Below are 13,962 nucleotides of genomic sequence, written 5' to 3' on the forward strand. Positions count from 1 at the left end.
AAACATGGATAATCGGCCAATTATTATGTGGTTCAGGCGCGATCTGCGCCTGGCCGACCATGTGGCGCTCACGGCGGCGGTGGCGACGGGGCGGCCGATTGTTCCAGTCTTTATCCGCGACGCGCAATGTGACAGCCTTGGGGCTGCCCCGCGGTTGCGTATGGGGCTGGCGATCGGAGAATTCAAGCGCGCGTTACGTGGTATCAACAGCGATCTGGTCTTGCGCAGCGGCGACCCGCTCGCGGTATTGCGCGACCTCATTGCACAAACGGGTGCGACTTCGGTTTACTGGTCGCGGCTCTATGATCCGGCGCAAAAATCCCGCGATACAGCCGTCAAATCGGGGCTGCGTGCGGCAGGCATTGATGCACAGAGCTTTGCAGGGCATTTGCTGTTTGAACCATGGACCGTTGCCACAAAAACCGGCGGGTTTTACAAAGTTTTCACGCCAATGTGGAAATCGGTGCGCGACCGCGATGTCGGTGCCGCATTGCCTGCACCCGCGACACTGCGCGCGCCCGATGTCTGGCCCCGATCCGAAGACTTGCAAAGCTGGAACATGGGCGCGGCTGTGCGGCGCGGTGCCCGAACACTGGCATCCTATTGTGTTGTCGGCGAAAAGGCCGCTCAGACGCGTTTGGAGACATTTATAGCAGAAAAGCTGGCGCAATATACCGTGCAGCGCGACCAGCCAGGGGTGGCGGGGACATCGGGGCTTTCTGAAAACCTGACCTATGGCGAAATCAGCCCGCGCCAGTGCTGGCAGGCAGGCATGCGCGCGCGGCAATCAGGGATAGCCGCAGCCGAAGATTTCATGCGCGAACTTGTGTGGCGTGAATTTGCATATCAACTGGCGCATCACAGTCCTCATATCCTGACCCGCAACTGGAAACCTGAATGGGATAATTTCCCGTGGAATACGGATGAGACAGCCGCAGTCACTGCATGGAAACAAGGGCGCACAGGCATTGCGTTTGTCGATGCCGCAATGCGCGAAATCTATGTGACCGGAGTGATGCATAACCGCGCACGCATGATCGCAGCATCCTATCTTACCAAACATCTGATGACCCATTGGAAAATCGGCATGGCATGGTTTGCGGACTGCCTGATTGACTGGGACCCGTGCAGCAATGCGATGGGATGGCAGTGGGTGGCAGGGTCGGGACCGGATGCCGCCCCATATTTTCGGATATTTAATCCCGATACGCAGCTTCAGAAATTTGACCCCGCAGGTCACTATGCCGCGCGCTGGTTATGCGAGGGGCGCCAAGCACCAAGTCGCACTGCGCTATCCTATTTTGACATGGTGCCAAGCCATTGGGGATTATCACCCCAAGACCCGTACCCCGCTCCGATTGTCACCCTCGCGCAGGGGCGTGCGCGTGCGCTGGCGGCGTATCATGCGCGCGAAGTAGGTTAATGGGCGGTAAACGCGCAACAGTTTACTGGTGAGTGACTGGCTCACGCGACATGTAAAGAATGCGGCGTAATTCGTTGAATTTAAATGACTAATCTGAATTTGTTTGTCACTTATGGCAGACTTTATTGCGCAATCTGCCGCCGTATTTCCGGTCTATCAGGCGTTCGATGGTGCCGCTTGGCGCTGCGCACTTGCAAGCGCGCGCTTCATCACAGAAAATGGCTGTGGAATTACGCGCTTTGCGGTCACCCTGCGGCGGCGCGACAGGACAAGGAAAACACTGATGCCCACAGCTGGACGGCTTACCGGCGCTGTAATTTACGCCCTTTTTGGTTGGTATATCGCGGGCATTGCGGTGCCCTATTTTCCGGAATCGCATGCGCCGGACTTTTTGATACCGGTCTGTGCCGGGCTTGGGGTTTTTTACGGCTGGCGGATCTGCGGCACAAACGCGGGCAAAGGCTATAATGCGGCCACAGGTCAGGGCCTGACCATGGCCTTTTTGTTTTCGGTCAGCATTCTTTATATCATCGGTTTCACACGGATGATCACGCGGGCGATGCGCATGGATTATGATGGTCCGGTCGAGGCGATTATGGCCTCGTTTACGGAAACATTTCGGGTGGCACTGTATTTTCTTGACGTCAGAATGATTGCTTCGGTTGTGATCGGCGCGGTGATTGGCGCATGGATCACCGAATTTGTCGCGCGGCGATATCCTTAACCGATGGATATATTTGTCTATGGCACGTTGATGTCTGCGCCGCTGTTTGCAGCGGTAGCCGGCGGAGAAAGCTGCAAATCAACCCAAGCAAACCTGCAGGGCTATGCCCGATATCGCATGGCCGAAAATGTGGTGCCGTTTATCGCGCCCGCACCAGACCAGCGGGTAGAAGGGTTTATCTATCATGCGGTTGATGCCGCACAGATCGCGCGGCTTGATCTTTATGAGCGCGCATTCGGCTATACGACCCAATCAGTTCGCGTGCAGACCGCGCAGGGCGCGATGTCGGCGACCTGCTACATGCCACCCGCGGGGATCGTTGCGGATGGCTGTGATTGGGCGCTTGCCGCATGGGAAGATACGCAGCTTGCACCCGCATTATTGGCCGCAGCAGAGATTTTTGCGCATGATCCATTGCCCGACCCCGCAGCGCTGCGGCGCATGTGGCCGATGATTGAATCGCGCGCATGGGCCAAGCACCGCGCGACAGCGGCCCCCGCAACGCGTCGCCATAATCCTGAGCCCCAAGATATTGCGGTTACGGGCGCGCGCGCCCCGCGCGGCGGGTTCTTCCGGATGCAGGATTTCGATGTAAACCACAAACGGTTCGATGGCGCGCGTTCCGCAAATCTGCACCGAGAGGTGTTTGTCGCCGTCGATGCGGCTTTGGTGCTGCCCTATGATCCGGTGCGCGACAGGGTGATTTTGGTCGAACAGATCCGCATGGGTCCGCTTATGCGCCAAGATCCGAATCCGTGGATGTTTGAACCCGTGGCAGGGATCGTCGATGCACGCGAAACACCCCGGCAAGCCGCCCACCGCGAAGCAAAAGAAGAGGCTGCGGTGACGCTTGACCACCTCGAGCCGATTGCAGAATTCTATGCGTCTCCGGGCGCTTCGACTGATTATTTTTACACCTATCTTGGTCTGTGTGATGTACCGCAGGCCGCCCCCTATCTGGGCGGACTGGCCAGCGAAGGCGAAGATATCCGCCTGCACCCTATGGATTTTGACGCCGCACTTGCGCTTGTCGATAGTGGTGAAATTCAGGTTGGTCCGCTGATTTTGATGCTGCACTGGCTTGCACGTCACCGTGACCGGCTGCGCGCGATGACTTGAGTTCATGCGTGCGCAGTTCTACACAGGGTAGATGAATTGAAAGGCGCCGCTATGACCATCCGAAACGATCTCGCCCATACTATCGGCAATACGCCATTGATTAAGCTTCGCGCCGCCTCGGAGGCGACAGGCTGCACCATTTTGGGCAAGGCGGAATTCCTGAACCCCGGACAGTCGGTCAAGGATCGCGCAGCACTTTTTATGATCAAGGACGCGATTGCACGTGGCGATCTGAAACCGGGCGGCACCATTGTTGAAGGCACGGCCGGAAACACGGGCATCGGGCTTGCGCTTGTGGGTGCGTCGATGGGGTTCAAAACGGTGATCGTGATCCCCGAAACCCAAAGCCAAGAAAAGAAAGACATGCTGCGGCTTGCGGGCGCGCAATTGGTCGAAGTGCCTGCTGTACCTTACAAAAACCCTAACAACTATGTGCGCTATTCAGGGCGTTTGGCCGCAAAACTGGCGGCAACATTGCCGGGTGGCGCAATCTGGGCCAACCAGTTTGACAATGTCGCCAACCGCCAGTCGCATATTGAAACCACAGGCCCCGAGATTTGGGAACAGACCGCCGGTAAGGTCGACGGGTTTATCTGCGCGGCCGGATCAGGCGGGACCGTCGCGGGCGTTGGCATGGCGCTGCAGCCCAAGGGGGTCAAAGTCGGGCTGGCCGATCCCGAAGGGGCCGGATTGTTCAAACTTTATACCGGTAACGATAACCCCGGAAATTCCATCACCGAAGGCATCGGGCAGGGGCGGATTACCGCAAACCTTGAAGGGTTCACGCCAGATTTCACCTACCGCATTCCCGACGCCGAAGCCCTGCCGCTGGTGTTTGATCTTCTGCAAAACGAAGGTCTGTGCATGGGCGGATCAACGGGCGTTAATATTGCGGGTGCAATGCGCATGGCGCGCGAAATGGGACCGGGTCATACGATTGTGACGGTGCTTTGTGATTATGGCACACGTTACCAATCCAAACTGTTCAACCCTGATTTCTTGCGCGAGAAAAACCTGCCTGTGCCGACGTGGCTGGATGCACGTGTTGATCTGCCTGCGGTGTTTGAAACGGCATGATCCAGCGCTTTGCCCTGCTCTTGTGCCTTGTTTGGCTTTGGCCAATTGGCGCTGCTGCGCAAGATGAAGAACACGCGCAGGACCTTGCGTGGGAATTGGTCGCGACACGTGCTGAAAATCTGGTGCAAAGCGGCGATGCGTCGCGCTTTGTCGTGCAGCAACTGCGCGCAGAGCTTGTCATATGGCGTGACCGGTTTCTTGAAAACACATCTGTCAACGCGGGGCGTCTTGCCACGGTGAATGCGCAGATTGCGGCGCTGGGTCCGGTGCCTGAAACCGGCGAAGAGGCGCAATCAATTGTGGATCGCCGTGCCGCGCTGGACCGCCAACGCCGCACATTGGATGCGCCGCGCAGGCTGGCAGAAGAAAGTTTTGCACGGGCCAACGGGTTGATCGGCGAATTTGACGCCATTGTGCTGCAACAACAAACACAAGCACTGACCGAACGCAGCGCCACGCCGCTAAACCCGACCTATATCGGTCCGGCGCTTTTGGCGCTGTGGAATGTCGGTACGACGATCGTTGTGGAAACACGCGGCGGGTTTTCAGCGCAGATTGCCCAAGACGCGCTTTGGCCCAAAATACCGCGCGCTGCGGTCTATCTGGTGATCGCTGTGGCGCTGATCGGGGCAGGGCGGCGGCGGATCACGCAGTGGCGCGCTGCTCTCTTGCAATCCAAGGGGCGGTTGATGCCTTTGTGGATTTTCTTGCTGGCGATTGTGCAAATCCTTGTGCCCGTTGTCGGGCTGTTCTTGCTGACGCGCGGGCTGCAAACGCTTGGGGTGTTCGGGGTCATGGGTGAGGCCGTTGTAGACGCGATCCCGACCGCAGGGTTTGCCGTAGTATTTGCATGGTGGCTAAGCCGACAGATATTTCCACTTGGGCCACTGTGCGGGTTTTTGGGATATGCCGAGGACATGCGCGCCGCAGGGCGCCGCTATGCACTGGCGATTGCCTGGGTGCTGGCATTTTGGCTATTGCTGGACGCCGCGATGGCTGTGATTGATGTCGCGCAACACGTTGTTGACGCGCTTGTCTTGCCGATTGTTGCTGTCTTGGGGGTGCTTTTGTGGGGGCTTGGCCACACGGTCATGCAAAAGCCGGTCGAAACCGAGGGTGCCCGTGGGTCATCGGCGCGTTTGCGCGGGGCTTTGGGCAAGATCTGTATCGCAATCGCCATTGTCGCGCCCTTGGCTTTGGCATTGGGATACGGGGCAGGGCAAAACCTGATGCTGTCATGGCTCTACTCGCTGTGTACAATCGGTATGCTCTTGTTTTTGCAACGACTTGTGCTTGACCTCAGCGCGCCCGACAATCCGGAGACAGCCCAGCAAACCGGCCTTGTGGCGCTCGCGCCTATTGCGATCAATCTGGCGCTATTTGTCGCGGCAATACCTGTACTGGCGCTAATTTGGGGCGCGCGTGTTGATGATCTGGCCGAGGTTTGGGCGCGTTTCCGCGAAGGTTTTGCCATTGGGGAGAGCCGGATTTCACCGACCGATTTTCTGACATTCGCGATGGTTTTCGGGCTGGGTTATTTGCTGACGCGCACGGTTCAAGGCACATTGCGCAAGACAGTGCTGCCGCGCACGCGGCTTGATCTGGGTGGACAGAACGCGGTTGTCGCAGGCTTTGGCTATGTCGGGATCATCCTTGCCGCGATCATTGCTATCACCAGTGCGGGGATTGATCTGTCGAACCTTGCAATTGTGGCCGGTGCGCTGTCGGTCGGGATCGGTTTTGGCCTGCAAAATATTGTTTCAAATTTTGTGTCGGGGATCATTTTGCTGATCGAACGCCCCGTTAGCGAAGGTGACTGGATCGAAGTGGGCGGGCAAATGGGCTATGTGCGCGCCATTTCCGTGCGCTCGACACGTATCGAGACATTCGACCGGACCGATGTGATTGTACCAAACGCCGATCTGGTAAGCGGGCAGGTCACCAACTGGACGCGGGGTAATCTTGTGGGGCGGGTGATTGTGCCTGTGGGCGTGGCCTATGGGACGGATGTGAAAAAAGTGGCGCAAATCCTGCGCGAGATTGCCGAGGCGCATCCGCTTGTCCTGATGACACCGCCGCCGACAGTGCTGTTTGTCGGGTTCGGTGCGGATTCGCTTGATTTTGAAATTCGGGCGATCTTGCGCGATGTGAACTTTGTGATGCTGACAAAATCGGAAATGAATTTCGAAATTTCCCGCCGGTTTGCCGAAGAAGGTATCGAAATTCCATTTGCGCAACGCGATATCTGGCTGCGCAACCCCGAGGCCCTGCTTGGAGACAAGACATGACCGATCTGCTTTTTCGTGATGACGCCTATTTGCGTGCAGCCAAGGGCAGGGTGGTTGATGTGACCTCGGAAGGGGGGATCGTGCTGGACCAAACGGTGTTTTACCCGACATCGGGCGGGCAGCCGGGCGATAGCGGCACGCTTGCATGGGACGGGGGCGCGATCGACATCGCCACAAGCGTCAAAGGTGCCGATGACACGGTTGTCTTGATCCCTGCAGAACCTGTGAAAATGCCTGCAAGGGGTGATGTGGTGACCCAGAATATCAACTGGGACCGTCGTTACCGGCTGATGCGCATGCATACGGCACTGCATCTTTTGTCCGTGGTTATTCCGCTGCCCGTGTCGGGTGGTGCGATTGCAAGCGACAAGGGGCGGCTGGACTTCGACATGCCCGATGCCCCCGCCGATAAGGCCGCGCTCGAGAATGATTTGAACCGTTTGATTGCTTGCAACATGGATGTCAGCAGCGAATGGACCACCGAAGATGCGCTTGATGCGCAGCCCGATCTGGTCAAAACCATGTCCGTTCAGCCGCCGCGTGGTGGCGGAAAAATCCGTCTGGTACGGATAGGGGTTGGCAAGGAAACCGCAGATCTGCAACCATGTGGTGGCACCCATGTTGCGAATACCGTTGAAATCGGGCGCGTGCGATTGGGAAAAATCGAAAAAAAGGGTCGCCAGAACCGGCGGGTCTATCTGTATTTGGAGTAAGCGATGCTGCGTATTTGCCTTGTTGTTTTGTTGATCCTGTCAGGGAACGTGGCCGTCGCCGAGAATTTCGAAGGCTGCAACAAGGAACAGCGAAACACCGTTGAAACTGCATTTCGCAACGCCAAAGCGCTGACACTTTCCGCGGCGACTGCCGTGGGTGACACGCCCGAATATGAACGCTGGTTCGGGACCTATTCACCCCAAAACGCCGAAATCGTGCGCGCCAATCTCAAATCCATCGTGAGCGCCATTCGCGGCGGCAATGTTACCGCGCAATGTGATCCGACGGGGTTGGACGGCTGCGAAGGCGGCACCTATGCATGGGTCTATCCGAACGAACACTACGTGATGCACCTGTGCCCGCCGTTCTTTACCTTGCCGCCACTTACCGCCCTCCAGCCTGGTGCGCGGCGCAGCGACAACGGCACACGCGAAGGCACAATCGTGCACGAGCTGTCACATTTTGTCAGGGTGGCTGATACCGATGATCATTGCTATTCACGCAGCGGATGTACGGAAATGGCGGAATATGACATCCGCCGTGCAATCGATAATGCCGATAGTTATCAGTATTTTACCGAAGATACGACCTATTACGCGCGACAATTGGTGCCAGGCAAGCCAAGCAGCAATAACTAGCGCCGTTCGTTGCCGAAAAGGTCATGCTCAATCGGCTGGTCCAGCATTTGTTCTGTTTCAGGCAACCCTTCGCGCGATAGCAAAATCGCAAGCGGCCGCAGACCCGGCACATAGCTGCAAACGACCAGCAGCATCACCATGATCGGCACTGATAGAAACATGCCCGGCACGCCCCATACCGCGCCCCAAAAGGCAAGTGACAGGATAATCCCGAACGACGACAGCCGCAACGCGCGCCCCATCAGCATCGGGTCGATGATACTGCCGTTCACAAACTGAATGATCGCCGAAATCACGAAAATAGCCAGTGTGATATGGGCTTCGCCAATTTGCACATGGGTAATCAGAGCAATCAGAAATGTTGCGACAATGGATCCGATATTGGGAATGAAATTCAGAACAAAGGTCAAAATCCCGATCGAGGTTGCCAGCTCAAGCCCGAATGCTTTGGCCAGCAAGAACACCAGCGCGCCGGTAAAGGCGCTGATGACTGTTTTGACCAAAAGATAATAGTTCACACGGTGAATGATCGACGCGATGATCTTGCCAACGCGGGCGGCCTGGGCTTCGTTGCCGACAAAGTTGATCAGTTTGGTTTCGAACCAGATCCGTTCGGCAAACAGAAATCCTACAAAAAGAATAACTAAAACAGTGGCTTGCATGATATTGCTGGCCTGACCTGCGGCGGATCGCAAATAGCTTGACACATTCGCCGATCGCAGTGCATTCAACACGGCCATTTCGCTGTCTTCCCCCATCCACGCAAAAAGCGACGCAATCGCCGAAGGCGCGCGTTCGGTATAGGACAGGGTTGTGACCAGCACCGTGTTGACCTCTGCCAGCAGTACCGAGGTCAGCATCAACAGCGCCGCCGCGATCAGAACCATCGCCACCAGACTGGCCAGCGCGTTAGGGATACGGAACCGCCCGATACGTTGCCGCGCGATAAAACTGATGACATCACTGGTCAGGCTGAACAGGATAATCGCGGTTGCCAAAGTGATCAGGATAAACCGCGCCTGCACCAACAAAAACAGGACCACCGCAAAGGCAATGATGATCAGCGCACCGGTTTGCAGCCGGTTTGTATCACGTCTTGTGCTGTCATCTTGCGGCGGGTGGTCATAGGGCATTGTTGGTTTCACAGTTCGGTTTCGTCAAACCATCATAAGGCGTTCAACGCGGTGGCGTAAACACTCCCAAAAACATAACTATTGGCCCTTGCAAAGGGGGGGCGTATGGGGCTAAACCGCGCACCATGGACAGGTGGCCGAGTGGTCGAAGGCGCACGCCTGGAAAGTGTGTAGGCGGGAGACCGTCTCCAGGGTTCGAATCCCTGTCTGTCCGCCACCATACCTTTTTGTTTGATTTGAATGGGTCGCATTGGGCGGCCTTTTTCCTTTGTTTATATGGATATTGGGCACAGCTTGCTTTGTCTTGAGTTTCTTTCGATGACATCTATATTCGTTTCCTGAGTGGTATAGATTGTGGTATCGTAGAATGTCCTTATCAGGAAAGCTGACAAAGAAACTCGTCGAGAACCTTGGCCCGGGACGCCATGGCGATGGCAACGGGCTTTACCTTGTTGTCGATCCGTCTGGTGCGCGGCGCTGGATCGTGCGCGTTGTTGTAAAAGGACAGAAAAATAAAAAAGGTGCGCCGCTGCGCACTGACTTTGGCCTTGGTGGTGTGGATATCGTGACGATCAACCAAGCAAGGGATCGCGCGCTCGAATACCGGCGCATGGCAAAACAAGGCCTCAACCCGCGTTTTAATGCCCGGCAGGACGTACCTACCTTTGAGGAGGTCGCTCAGCAGGTCCATATCGATCGCATGCCCACATGGAAAAACGCGAAGCACGGCCAGCAATGGATAAATACATTGCGAGACTATGCTTTTCCAAAAATCGGCCGCATGCCGATCGATAGCATTGGGCAACCGGAAGTCATGATGTGTCTTGCACCGATCTGGACTGAAAAGCACGAAACGGCAAAACGGCTTTCCCAGCGCATGAAGACGGTTTTGGATGTCGCACGCTCTAAAGGTTTTAGGTCCGGTGAGAACCCCGTCACCGCCGTCAAAGATGCGCACGTCCTACCAAAGGTCAAAGCAAAGCCCAAACACCATAAAGCGATGCATTGGAAAGATGTTCCCGCTTTCTATGCTGATCTCGCATCGCGCAAATCTATGGCGGCCAAAGCGCTGATGTTTACCTGCCTGACCGGATCCCGCACCGGCGAAGCGTTGGGGCTGCGGTGGGAAGAGATCGACTTTGACGAGCGCATCTGGACCTGCCCTGCCGCGCGGATGAAAACCGGTGACGCGCACCGCGTTCCACTGACGGACGAAATGCTCTCGATCATTGAACCGTTAAAAGCAATGAAATCGGATTACGTGTTTGAGGGACAGAAACGGCATCATCCCCTGTCCAATATGTCGATGCTGATGCTGCTGCGTCGCATGGACGTTGAGGGCGTCACCGTGCATGGCTTTAGATCGACGTTCCGCGATTGGGCATCCGAAGCCGCAAATGCGCCGCGCGAAGTCGCGGAGAAAAGTCTTGCCCATTCAATTGGTTCAGAAGTGGAGCGCGCCTATGCACGGTCTGATCTGCTGGATAAACGCCGCGACCTGATGAACGCTTGGTCGCAGTTCGTGGCGGGGCGTTAAAATGGCTCACGACATCATCATTACGCATATTACAAAGTCGCCCCCACAGAGCACCCCTGCACATACCGTGATCGGCTATCAGGTCGGCACTCGTCGTTTTATGCTGACCCTCGCAGGGCATGATCAAATTGACGAAGGTGATCTGGCGGGTGCATTGGCAATTGCTGAAGAACGCCTCAAACACTGTGTTCAGCATGGGGTGAGTAATTTTGATAACGGCATGGTCTACGCCGATGATGTGCGTGAGTACGTGGAAGTCCGATTGCGCGAGCTCGGACTGCTGGACGCCGACGACATAGATGCCGACATTGCTAAAAGCCTGGACCAGACAGGTTCACAAAGCGTTGCGACACACCCGGATGATCAGCCCTCGCTTGAAGACCTTGCCAAGATCAAAGCCCAAAATCTTATCGATCGGGTTGTCGCGTCAGGAGATTATCTTTCTGAAGCTGGCTACCTTGCGCGCATTCTCTATCACCTTGATGTCGTACAGAATGACTTCTTAGTTGGTGCTTTATGGAGTGAGATGAACTGGTTCTTAAATCATGAACGGTCAGCCCTTTATGGTGAAAAATTCCTAAAGCCCGTCAATACAGCCCCAGCCACCATAGCGCGGCAGCGCAGAGCCCAAGAGGACGCGCGCGAAGTCGTTGCAATAGCTAAGCGGATCGACCGCGGTACCTATTTGACCCTCAGCGGCAGGATTAAGATCCGACCGCTCGCGAAAGCTGTGAAGGAAGAACTAGATCGCGGGGCGACTCAGCGCAGCTGTGGTCTGCGGAAAATCGAGATGATTTTGCGCAAAGGCCTTTCATAAGTGAAATTACGTCGTATATTCACTATTCAATTCCGTTAGAAACTGCCCATAATTGGGAGCCAATGACAGCAACTTAACGGAGCTGAACAATGGCTGACCTGTTCGACACAAACCGAAACTACGTACTTGGCGACCCCGAGCTAGAGCTCATCGGGGATCGCGAAAAGCTTGCCCAATGGCGACATAAGAACATGGGCCCCGCCTACTACAAGCTAGGCCGGAAGGTCATTTATCGTGGGTGCGATCTCAACGACTGGGCAGAAGCAAGCCGGGTTGATCCAGCAGTGGAGGGACGCGACTAATGGTTTTCCTGCTAGCAGCCGGTTTGACCGGAGCAGATGAACGTTGTGTGGTGCGTGCTTTTGAAGCGTTTGCCGTTAGTGGCACTGCAGCAGCTTTGCTGTGTCCTGAAGCAACGGTCTCAAGCTAATGTGCCCTCCGATCCCATCCACTCAAATGGATTTGTTTAGTGACGATTCAGAACGCATGCTTTCAACGGCTAATGCCAAGCCAATGAACCCAGAGTTCGTGGCATTCACACGTTGCTCAGAACGCTATCTGACCGTCGACGAAGTTGCAGTTCGGTTCTCAGCATCGCGGGCGACAATTTGGCGCTGGGTAAAAAACAATTCGCAGTTCCCAAAGCCCATCAAAATTAGCCCTGGTGCTACCCGCTGGAAGCGGAGTGAGCTGGTGCGGTTTGAAGCACAGATCTTGGGTGAACGCGATGCGAGCCAAAGTGTAATATCCGACGGAACGCTCAAATGAGCAGGTCTTACAAAAACGTCCGCCCAAAGAAAAACTGGGTCTATTCAGTCGAAGACTTGATGGAGCTCTATTCGGTTACGGATAACACTGTTTCGAACTGGGTCGGTGAAGGATTGATGCCTTCCGACAGCCAGCGCCCAAATTTATTTCAAGGCGCATCTGTCATTCGGTTCCATCAACAAAAGCGCAAGCAAACTTCGTTTATATTAGCCGCCAGTGAGTTCTATTGCTTGACCTGTAAAATACCGATCAAGCCAAGCACTGAAATGATGACTTTTGACACTGCGAGTAATGGCAAGCACATGTGTTGTGCGACCTGCCCACGGTGCTCAAGGAAGGTCCAAAAGTTTGTTTCTGAGACGGATCGAGACAACTTTGAGAATTGTCGCAATCCAAATACCACCACGGAGTGCCAACACGAAGAAGACAGCACAGTGCGTGGTGGTGTTGGGAGTAGCAGCGAAATTAATACATCTGACCTGTGCGTTCGGAACGACCGGATTATCTACAAGTGGCTGTCCTATGCAGGGCGCTATGATGTCAAAACAATAGATCGACACCTGGCGGCTATCAGGTACGGTGAAGCCTTGCTACAGGGAAAGCCCTTCCAGACCCTGACGACAGATGATGTTGCTAAGGTCCGGGATGATCTGAAACGGAGAGCAAAGTGGGACGCGACGGATCACCTATCGTCGTCCTCAATAAAACACACCGTGTCTCATTTAATCGCATTTAGCGAATGGTTGCTGAAGCAGGATGGCTTCAAACGCCTGCCAAAAGACATCACAGGCTACCTAAAGCTTCCCAAAGCCACTGTCGCGGCTTCAACGGCGATGGACAGTAAAGACTTCCCAACAATCGAAGAAGCTGAAGATTTGTTGAAACAAATGCCATCAAAGTCTCTTGGGGACCAACGCGCGCGCGCTATTTTTGCCATCGCGTTCTTAGGGGCTCTGCGAGCCGATACGATTGCATCACTGAAGATCAAACATTTCGACATCGGTAATAAACTGATTTTGCAGGACGCAAGCACCGTCCGTGCGAAAGCTGGGAAACATATTAACATCCGTTGGTTTCCGATCCAAAAGACGTTCGCAGACATCGTCATAGACTGGGTGCAAAAACTTCGAAGCTTAGGTTTTACGGGAGACGATAGCCTCTTTCTAGATCTCAAGTTTCTAAAACACCGTCCGGCGCTCGGATCGCCACAAGCTGTCCCTGTTATGAGCACGTCACATGTTGTTACTCAAGCCTTCGCGATTGCAAGTCAAAATAGCGACGTCAAATACACACCCCACGCAGCAAAGCATACAATAGGCGCAGAGAAAGACATGCGCCCCTTGACCCAACTCGAGCGCAAAGCCTGGTCAGTAAATATGGGTCACGAAAACGAGCAGACTACCGAACGTCACTACGGCAAGTTGGCCGACGAACAACGATTTGAAGTCTTAGGGAATATCGGGAAAAACGAGCTCACAAAAAACGCAAATATTTCCGACGAGGTCAAAATAGCCATCTTTGATAGTTTTTTTAGACAATTGAAGCTTTTGCGGACACCTTAAATTGGATTTGTGCGTATTTCCAAGTGAACGTCACCCGATCTGGTCCAACGTGGCTGCGCAATGCTAATATTGTTGCTTGGCTTGGACATTGAGGTCAGACTTGAAGACGTAATTTTTTAGCTACACAGTTTGGATGTGAAATCAGCCACCCCCAGCCCGCTC

At 54.9% G+C, this 13,962-nt stretch carries 13 protein-coding genes and 1 tRNA gene; 13 read left to right on the plus strand and 1 reads right to left on the minus strand.

Features of this window, described 5'->3' with window-relative positions:
- Window positions 1-4: 4 nt before the first annotated feature.
- From BM320_RS06215 to BM320_RS06245, 7 genes are all read left to right on the plus strand, one after another.
- Window positions 5-1,423, plus strand: a complete 1,419-nt coding sequence (locus BM320_RS06215; RefSeq protein ID WP_090197759.1) for a cryptochrome/photolyase family protein — start codon at window positions 5-7, stop codon at window positions 1,421-1,423.
- 283 nt (window positions 1,424-1,706) lie between these two features.
- The gene (locus BM320_RS06220; protein ID WP_090200415.1) at window positions 1,707-2,147 is read left to right on the plus strand and encodes a TrgA family protein; all 441 of its coding nucleotides are present in this window, start codon (window positions 1,707-1,709) and stop codon (window positions 2,145-2,147) included.
- 3 nt (window positions 2,148-2,150) lie between these two features.
- The gene (locus BM320_RS06225; RefSeq protein ID WP_090197762.1) at window positions 2,151-3,266 is read left to right on the plus strand and encodes a gamma-glutamylcyclotransferase; all 1,116 of its coding nucleotides are present in this window, start codon (window positions 2,151-2,153) and stop codon (window positions 3,264-3,266) included.
- Between the two features lie 51 nt (window positions 3,267-3,317).
- On the plus strand, window positions 3,318-4,343 hold the full coding sequence (locus tag BM320_RS06230; RefSeq protein ID WP_090197765.1) for a cysteine synthase A: 1,026 nt from the start codon (window positions 3,318-3,320) through the stop codon (window positions 4,341-4,343).
- A complete protein-coding gene (locus tag BM320_RS06235; protein WP_090197769.1) occupies window positions 4,340-6,631 on the plus strand; it encodes a DUF3772 domain-containing protein in 2,292 nt (763 codons plus the stop codon). The genes BM320_RS06230 and BM320_RS06235 overlap by 4 nt, the downstream gene beginning before the upstream one ends.
- Window positions 6,628-7,344 (plus strand): alanyl-tRNA editing protein, encoded by a 717-nt coding sequence (locus tag BM320_RS06240; RefSeq protein WP_090197772.1) that lies wholly within the window; start codon window positions 6,628-6,630, stop codon window positions 7,342-7,344. Before BM320_RS06235 ends, BM320_RS06240 begins: the two co-directional genes overlap by 4 nt.
- A 3-nt stretch (window positions 7,345-7,347) precedes the next feature.
- Window positions 7,348-7,983, plus strand: coding sequence for a M35 family metalloendopeptidase (locus BM320_RS06245; protein WP_090197775.1), 636 nt, complete (start codon window positions 7,348-7,350; stop codon window positions 7,981-7,983).
- Here BM320_RS06245 and BM320_RS06250 read toward each other — a convergent pair.
- Window positions 7,980-9,116, minus strand: coding sequence for an AI-2E family transporter (locus tag BM320_RS06250; protein ID WP_090197778.1), 1,137 nt, complete (start codon window positions 9,114-9,116; stop codon window positions 7,980-7,982). The two genes, BM320_RS06245 and BM320_RS06250, sit on opposite strands and share 4 nt — an antisense overlap.
- Before the next feature lie 127 nt (window positions 9,117-9,243).
- Here BM320_RS06250 and BM320_RS06255 point away from each other — a divergent pair.
- From BM320_RS06255 to BM320_RS06280, 6 genes are all read left to right on the plus strand, one after another.
- Window positions 9,244-9,333: transfer RNA gene (locus BM320_RS06255), tRNA-Ser, on the plus strand.
- 150 nt (window positions 9,334-9,483) lie between these two features.
- Window positions 9,484-10,653 (plus strand): tyrosine-type recombinase/integrase, encoded by a 1,170-nt coding sequence (locus BM320_RS06260; RefSeq protein WP_090197781.1) that lies wholly within the window; start codon window positions 9,484-9,486, stop codon window positions 10,651-10,653.
- Between the two features lies 1 nt (window position 10,654).
- Entirely contained in the window at window positions 10,655-11,470 is an 816-nt protein-coding gene (locus BM320_RS06265) for a hypothetical protein (protein ID WP_090197783.1), read from the plus strand.
- An 89-nt stretch (window positions 11,471-11,559) separates the two neighbouring features.
- Window positions 11,560-11,772: a MerR family transcriptional regulator gene (locus BM320_RS06270; protein WP_090197786.1), complete on the plus strand. Its 213-nt coding sequence runs from the start codon at window positions 11,560-11,562 to the stop codon at window positions 11,770-11,772.
- A gap of 211 nt (window positions 11,773-11,983) precedes the next feature.
- Complete coding sequence (locus BM320_RS16605) at window positions 11,984-12,238, plus strand: helix-turn-helix transcriptional regulator (RefSeq protein ID WP_090200417.1); 255 nt, start codon at window positions 11,984-11,986, stop codon at window positions 12,236-12,238.
- Window positions 12,235-13,800 (plus strand): tyrosine-type recombinase/integrase, encoded by a 1,566-nt coding sequence (locus tag BM320_RS06280; RefSeq protein WP_090197789.1) that lies wholly within the window; start codon window positions 12,235-12,237, stop codon window positions 13,798-13,800. The genes BM320_RS16605 and BM320_RS06280 overlap by 4 nt, the downstream gene beginning before the upstream one ends.
- Window positions 13,801-13,962: the final 162 nt, after the last annotated feature.

The organism is Yoonia tamlensis (assembly GCF_900115105.1).
Classification (GTDB): Bacteria; Pseudomonadota; Alphaproteobacteria; order Rhodobacterales; family Rhodobacteraceae; genus Yoonia; species Yoonia tamlensis.

What these genes read in the sequence shown, in the direction of transcription:
- BM320_RS06215 (WP_090197759.1), top strand. Translation starts at nt 5, where the DNA reads ATGGATAATCGGCCAATTATTATGTGGTTCAGGCGCGATCTGCGCCTG.
- BM320_RS06220 (WP_090200415.1), top strand. Translation starts at nt 1,707, where the DNA reads ATGCCCACAGCTGGACGGCTTACCGGCGCTGTAATTTACGCCCTTTTT.
- BM320_RS06225 (WP_090197762.1), top strand. Translation starts at nt 2,151, where the DNA reads ATGGATATATTTGTCTATGGCACGTTGATGTCTGCGCCGCTGTTTGCA.
- BM320_RS06230 (WP_090197765.1), top strand. Translation starts at nt 3,318, where the DNA reads ATGACCATCCGAAACGATCTCGCCCATACTATCGGCAATACGCCATTG.
- BM320_RS06235 (WP_090197769.1), top strand. Translation starts at nt 4,340, where the DNA reads ATGATCCAGCGCTTTGCCCTGCTCTTGTGCCTTGTTTGGCTTTGGCCA.
- BM320_RS06240 (WP_090197772.1), top strand. Translation starts at nt 6,628, where the DNA reads ATGACCGATCTGCTTTTTCGTGATGACGCCTATTTGCGTGCAGCCAAG.
- BM320_RS06245 (WP_090197775.1), top strand. Translation starts at nt 7,348, where the DNA reads ATGCTGCGTATTTGCCTTGTTGTTTTGTTGATCCTGTCAGGGAACGTG.
- BM320_RS06250 (WP_090197778.1), bottom strand. Translation starts at nt 9,116, where the DNA reads ATGCCCTATGACCACCCGCCGCAAGATGACAGCACAAGACGTGATACA.
- BM320_RS06260 (WP_090197781.1), top strand. Translation starts at nt 9,484, where the DNA reads ATGTCCTTATCAGGAAAGCTGACAAAGAAACTCGTCGAGAACCTTGGC.
- BM320_RS06265 (WP_090197783.1), top strand. Translation starts at nt 10,655, where the DNA reads ATGGCTCACGACATCATCATTACGCATATTACAAAGTCGCCCCCACAG.
- BM320_RS06270 (WP_090197786.1), top strand. Translation starts at nt 11,560, where the DNA reads ATGGCTGACCTGTTCGACACAAACCGAAACTACGTACTTGGCGACCCC.
- BM320_RS16605 (WP_090200417.1), top strand. Translation starts at nt 11,984, where the DNA reads ATGAACCCAGAGTTCGTGGCATTCACACGTTGCTCAGAACGCTATCTG.
- BM320_RS06280 (WP_090197789.1), top strand. Translation starts at nt 12,235, where the DNA reads ATGAGCAGGTCTTACAAAAACGTCCGCCCAAAGAAAAACTGGGTCTAT.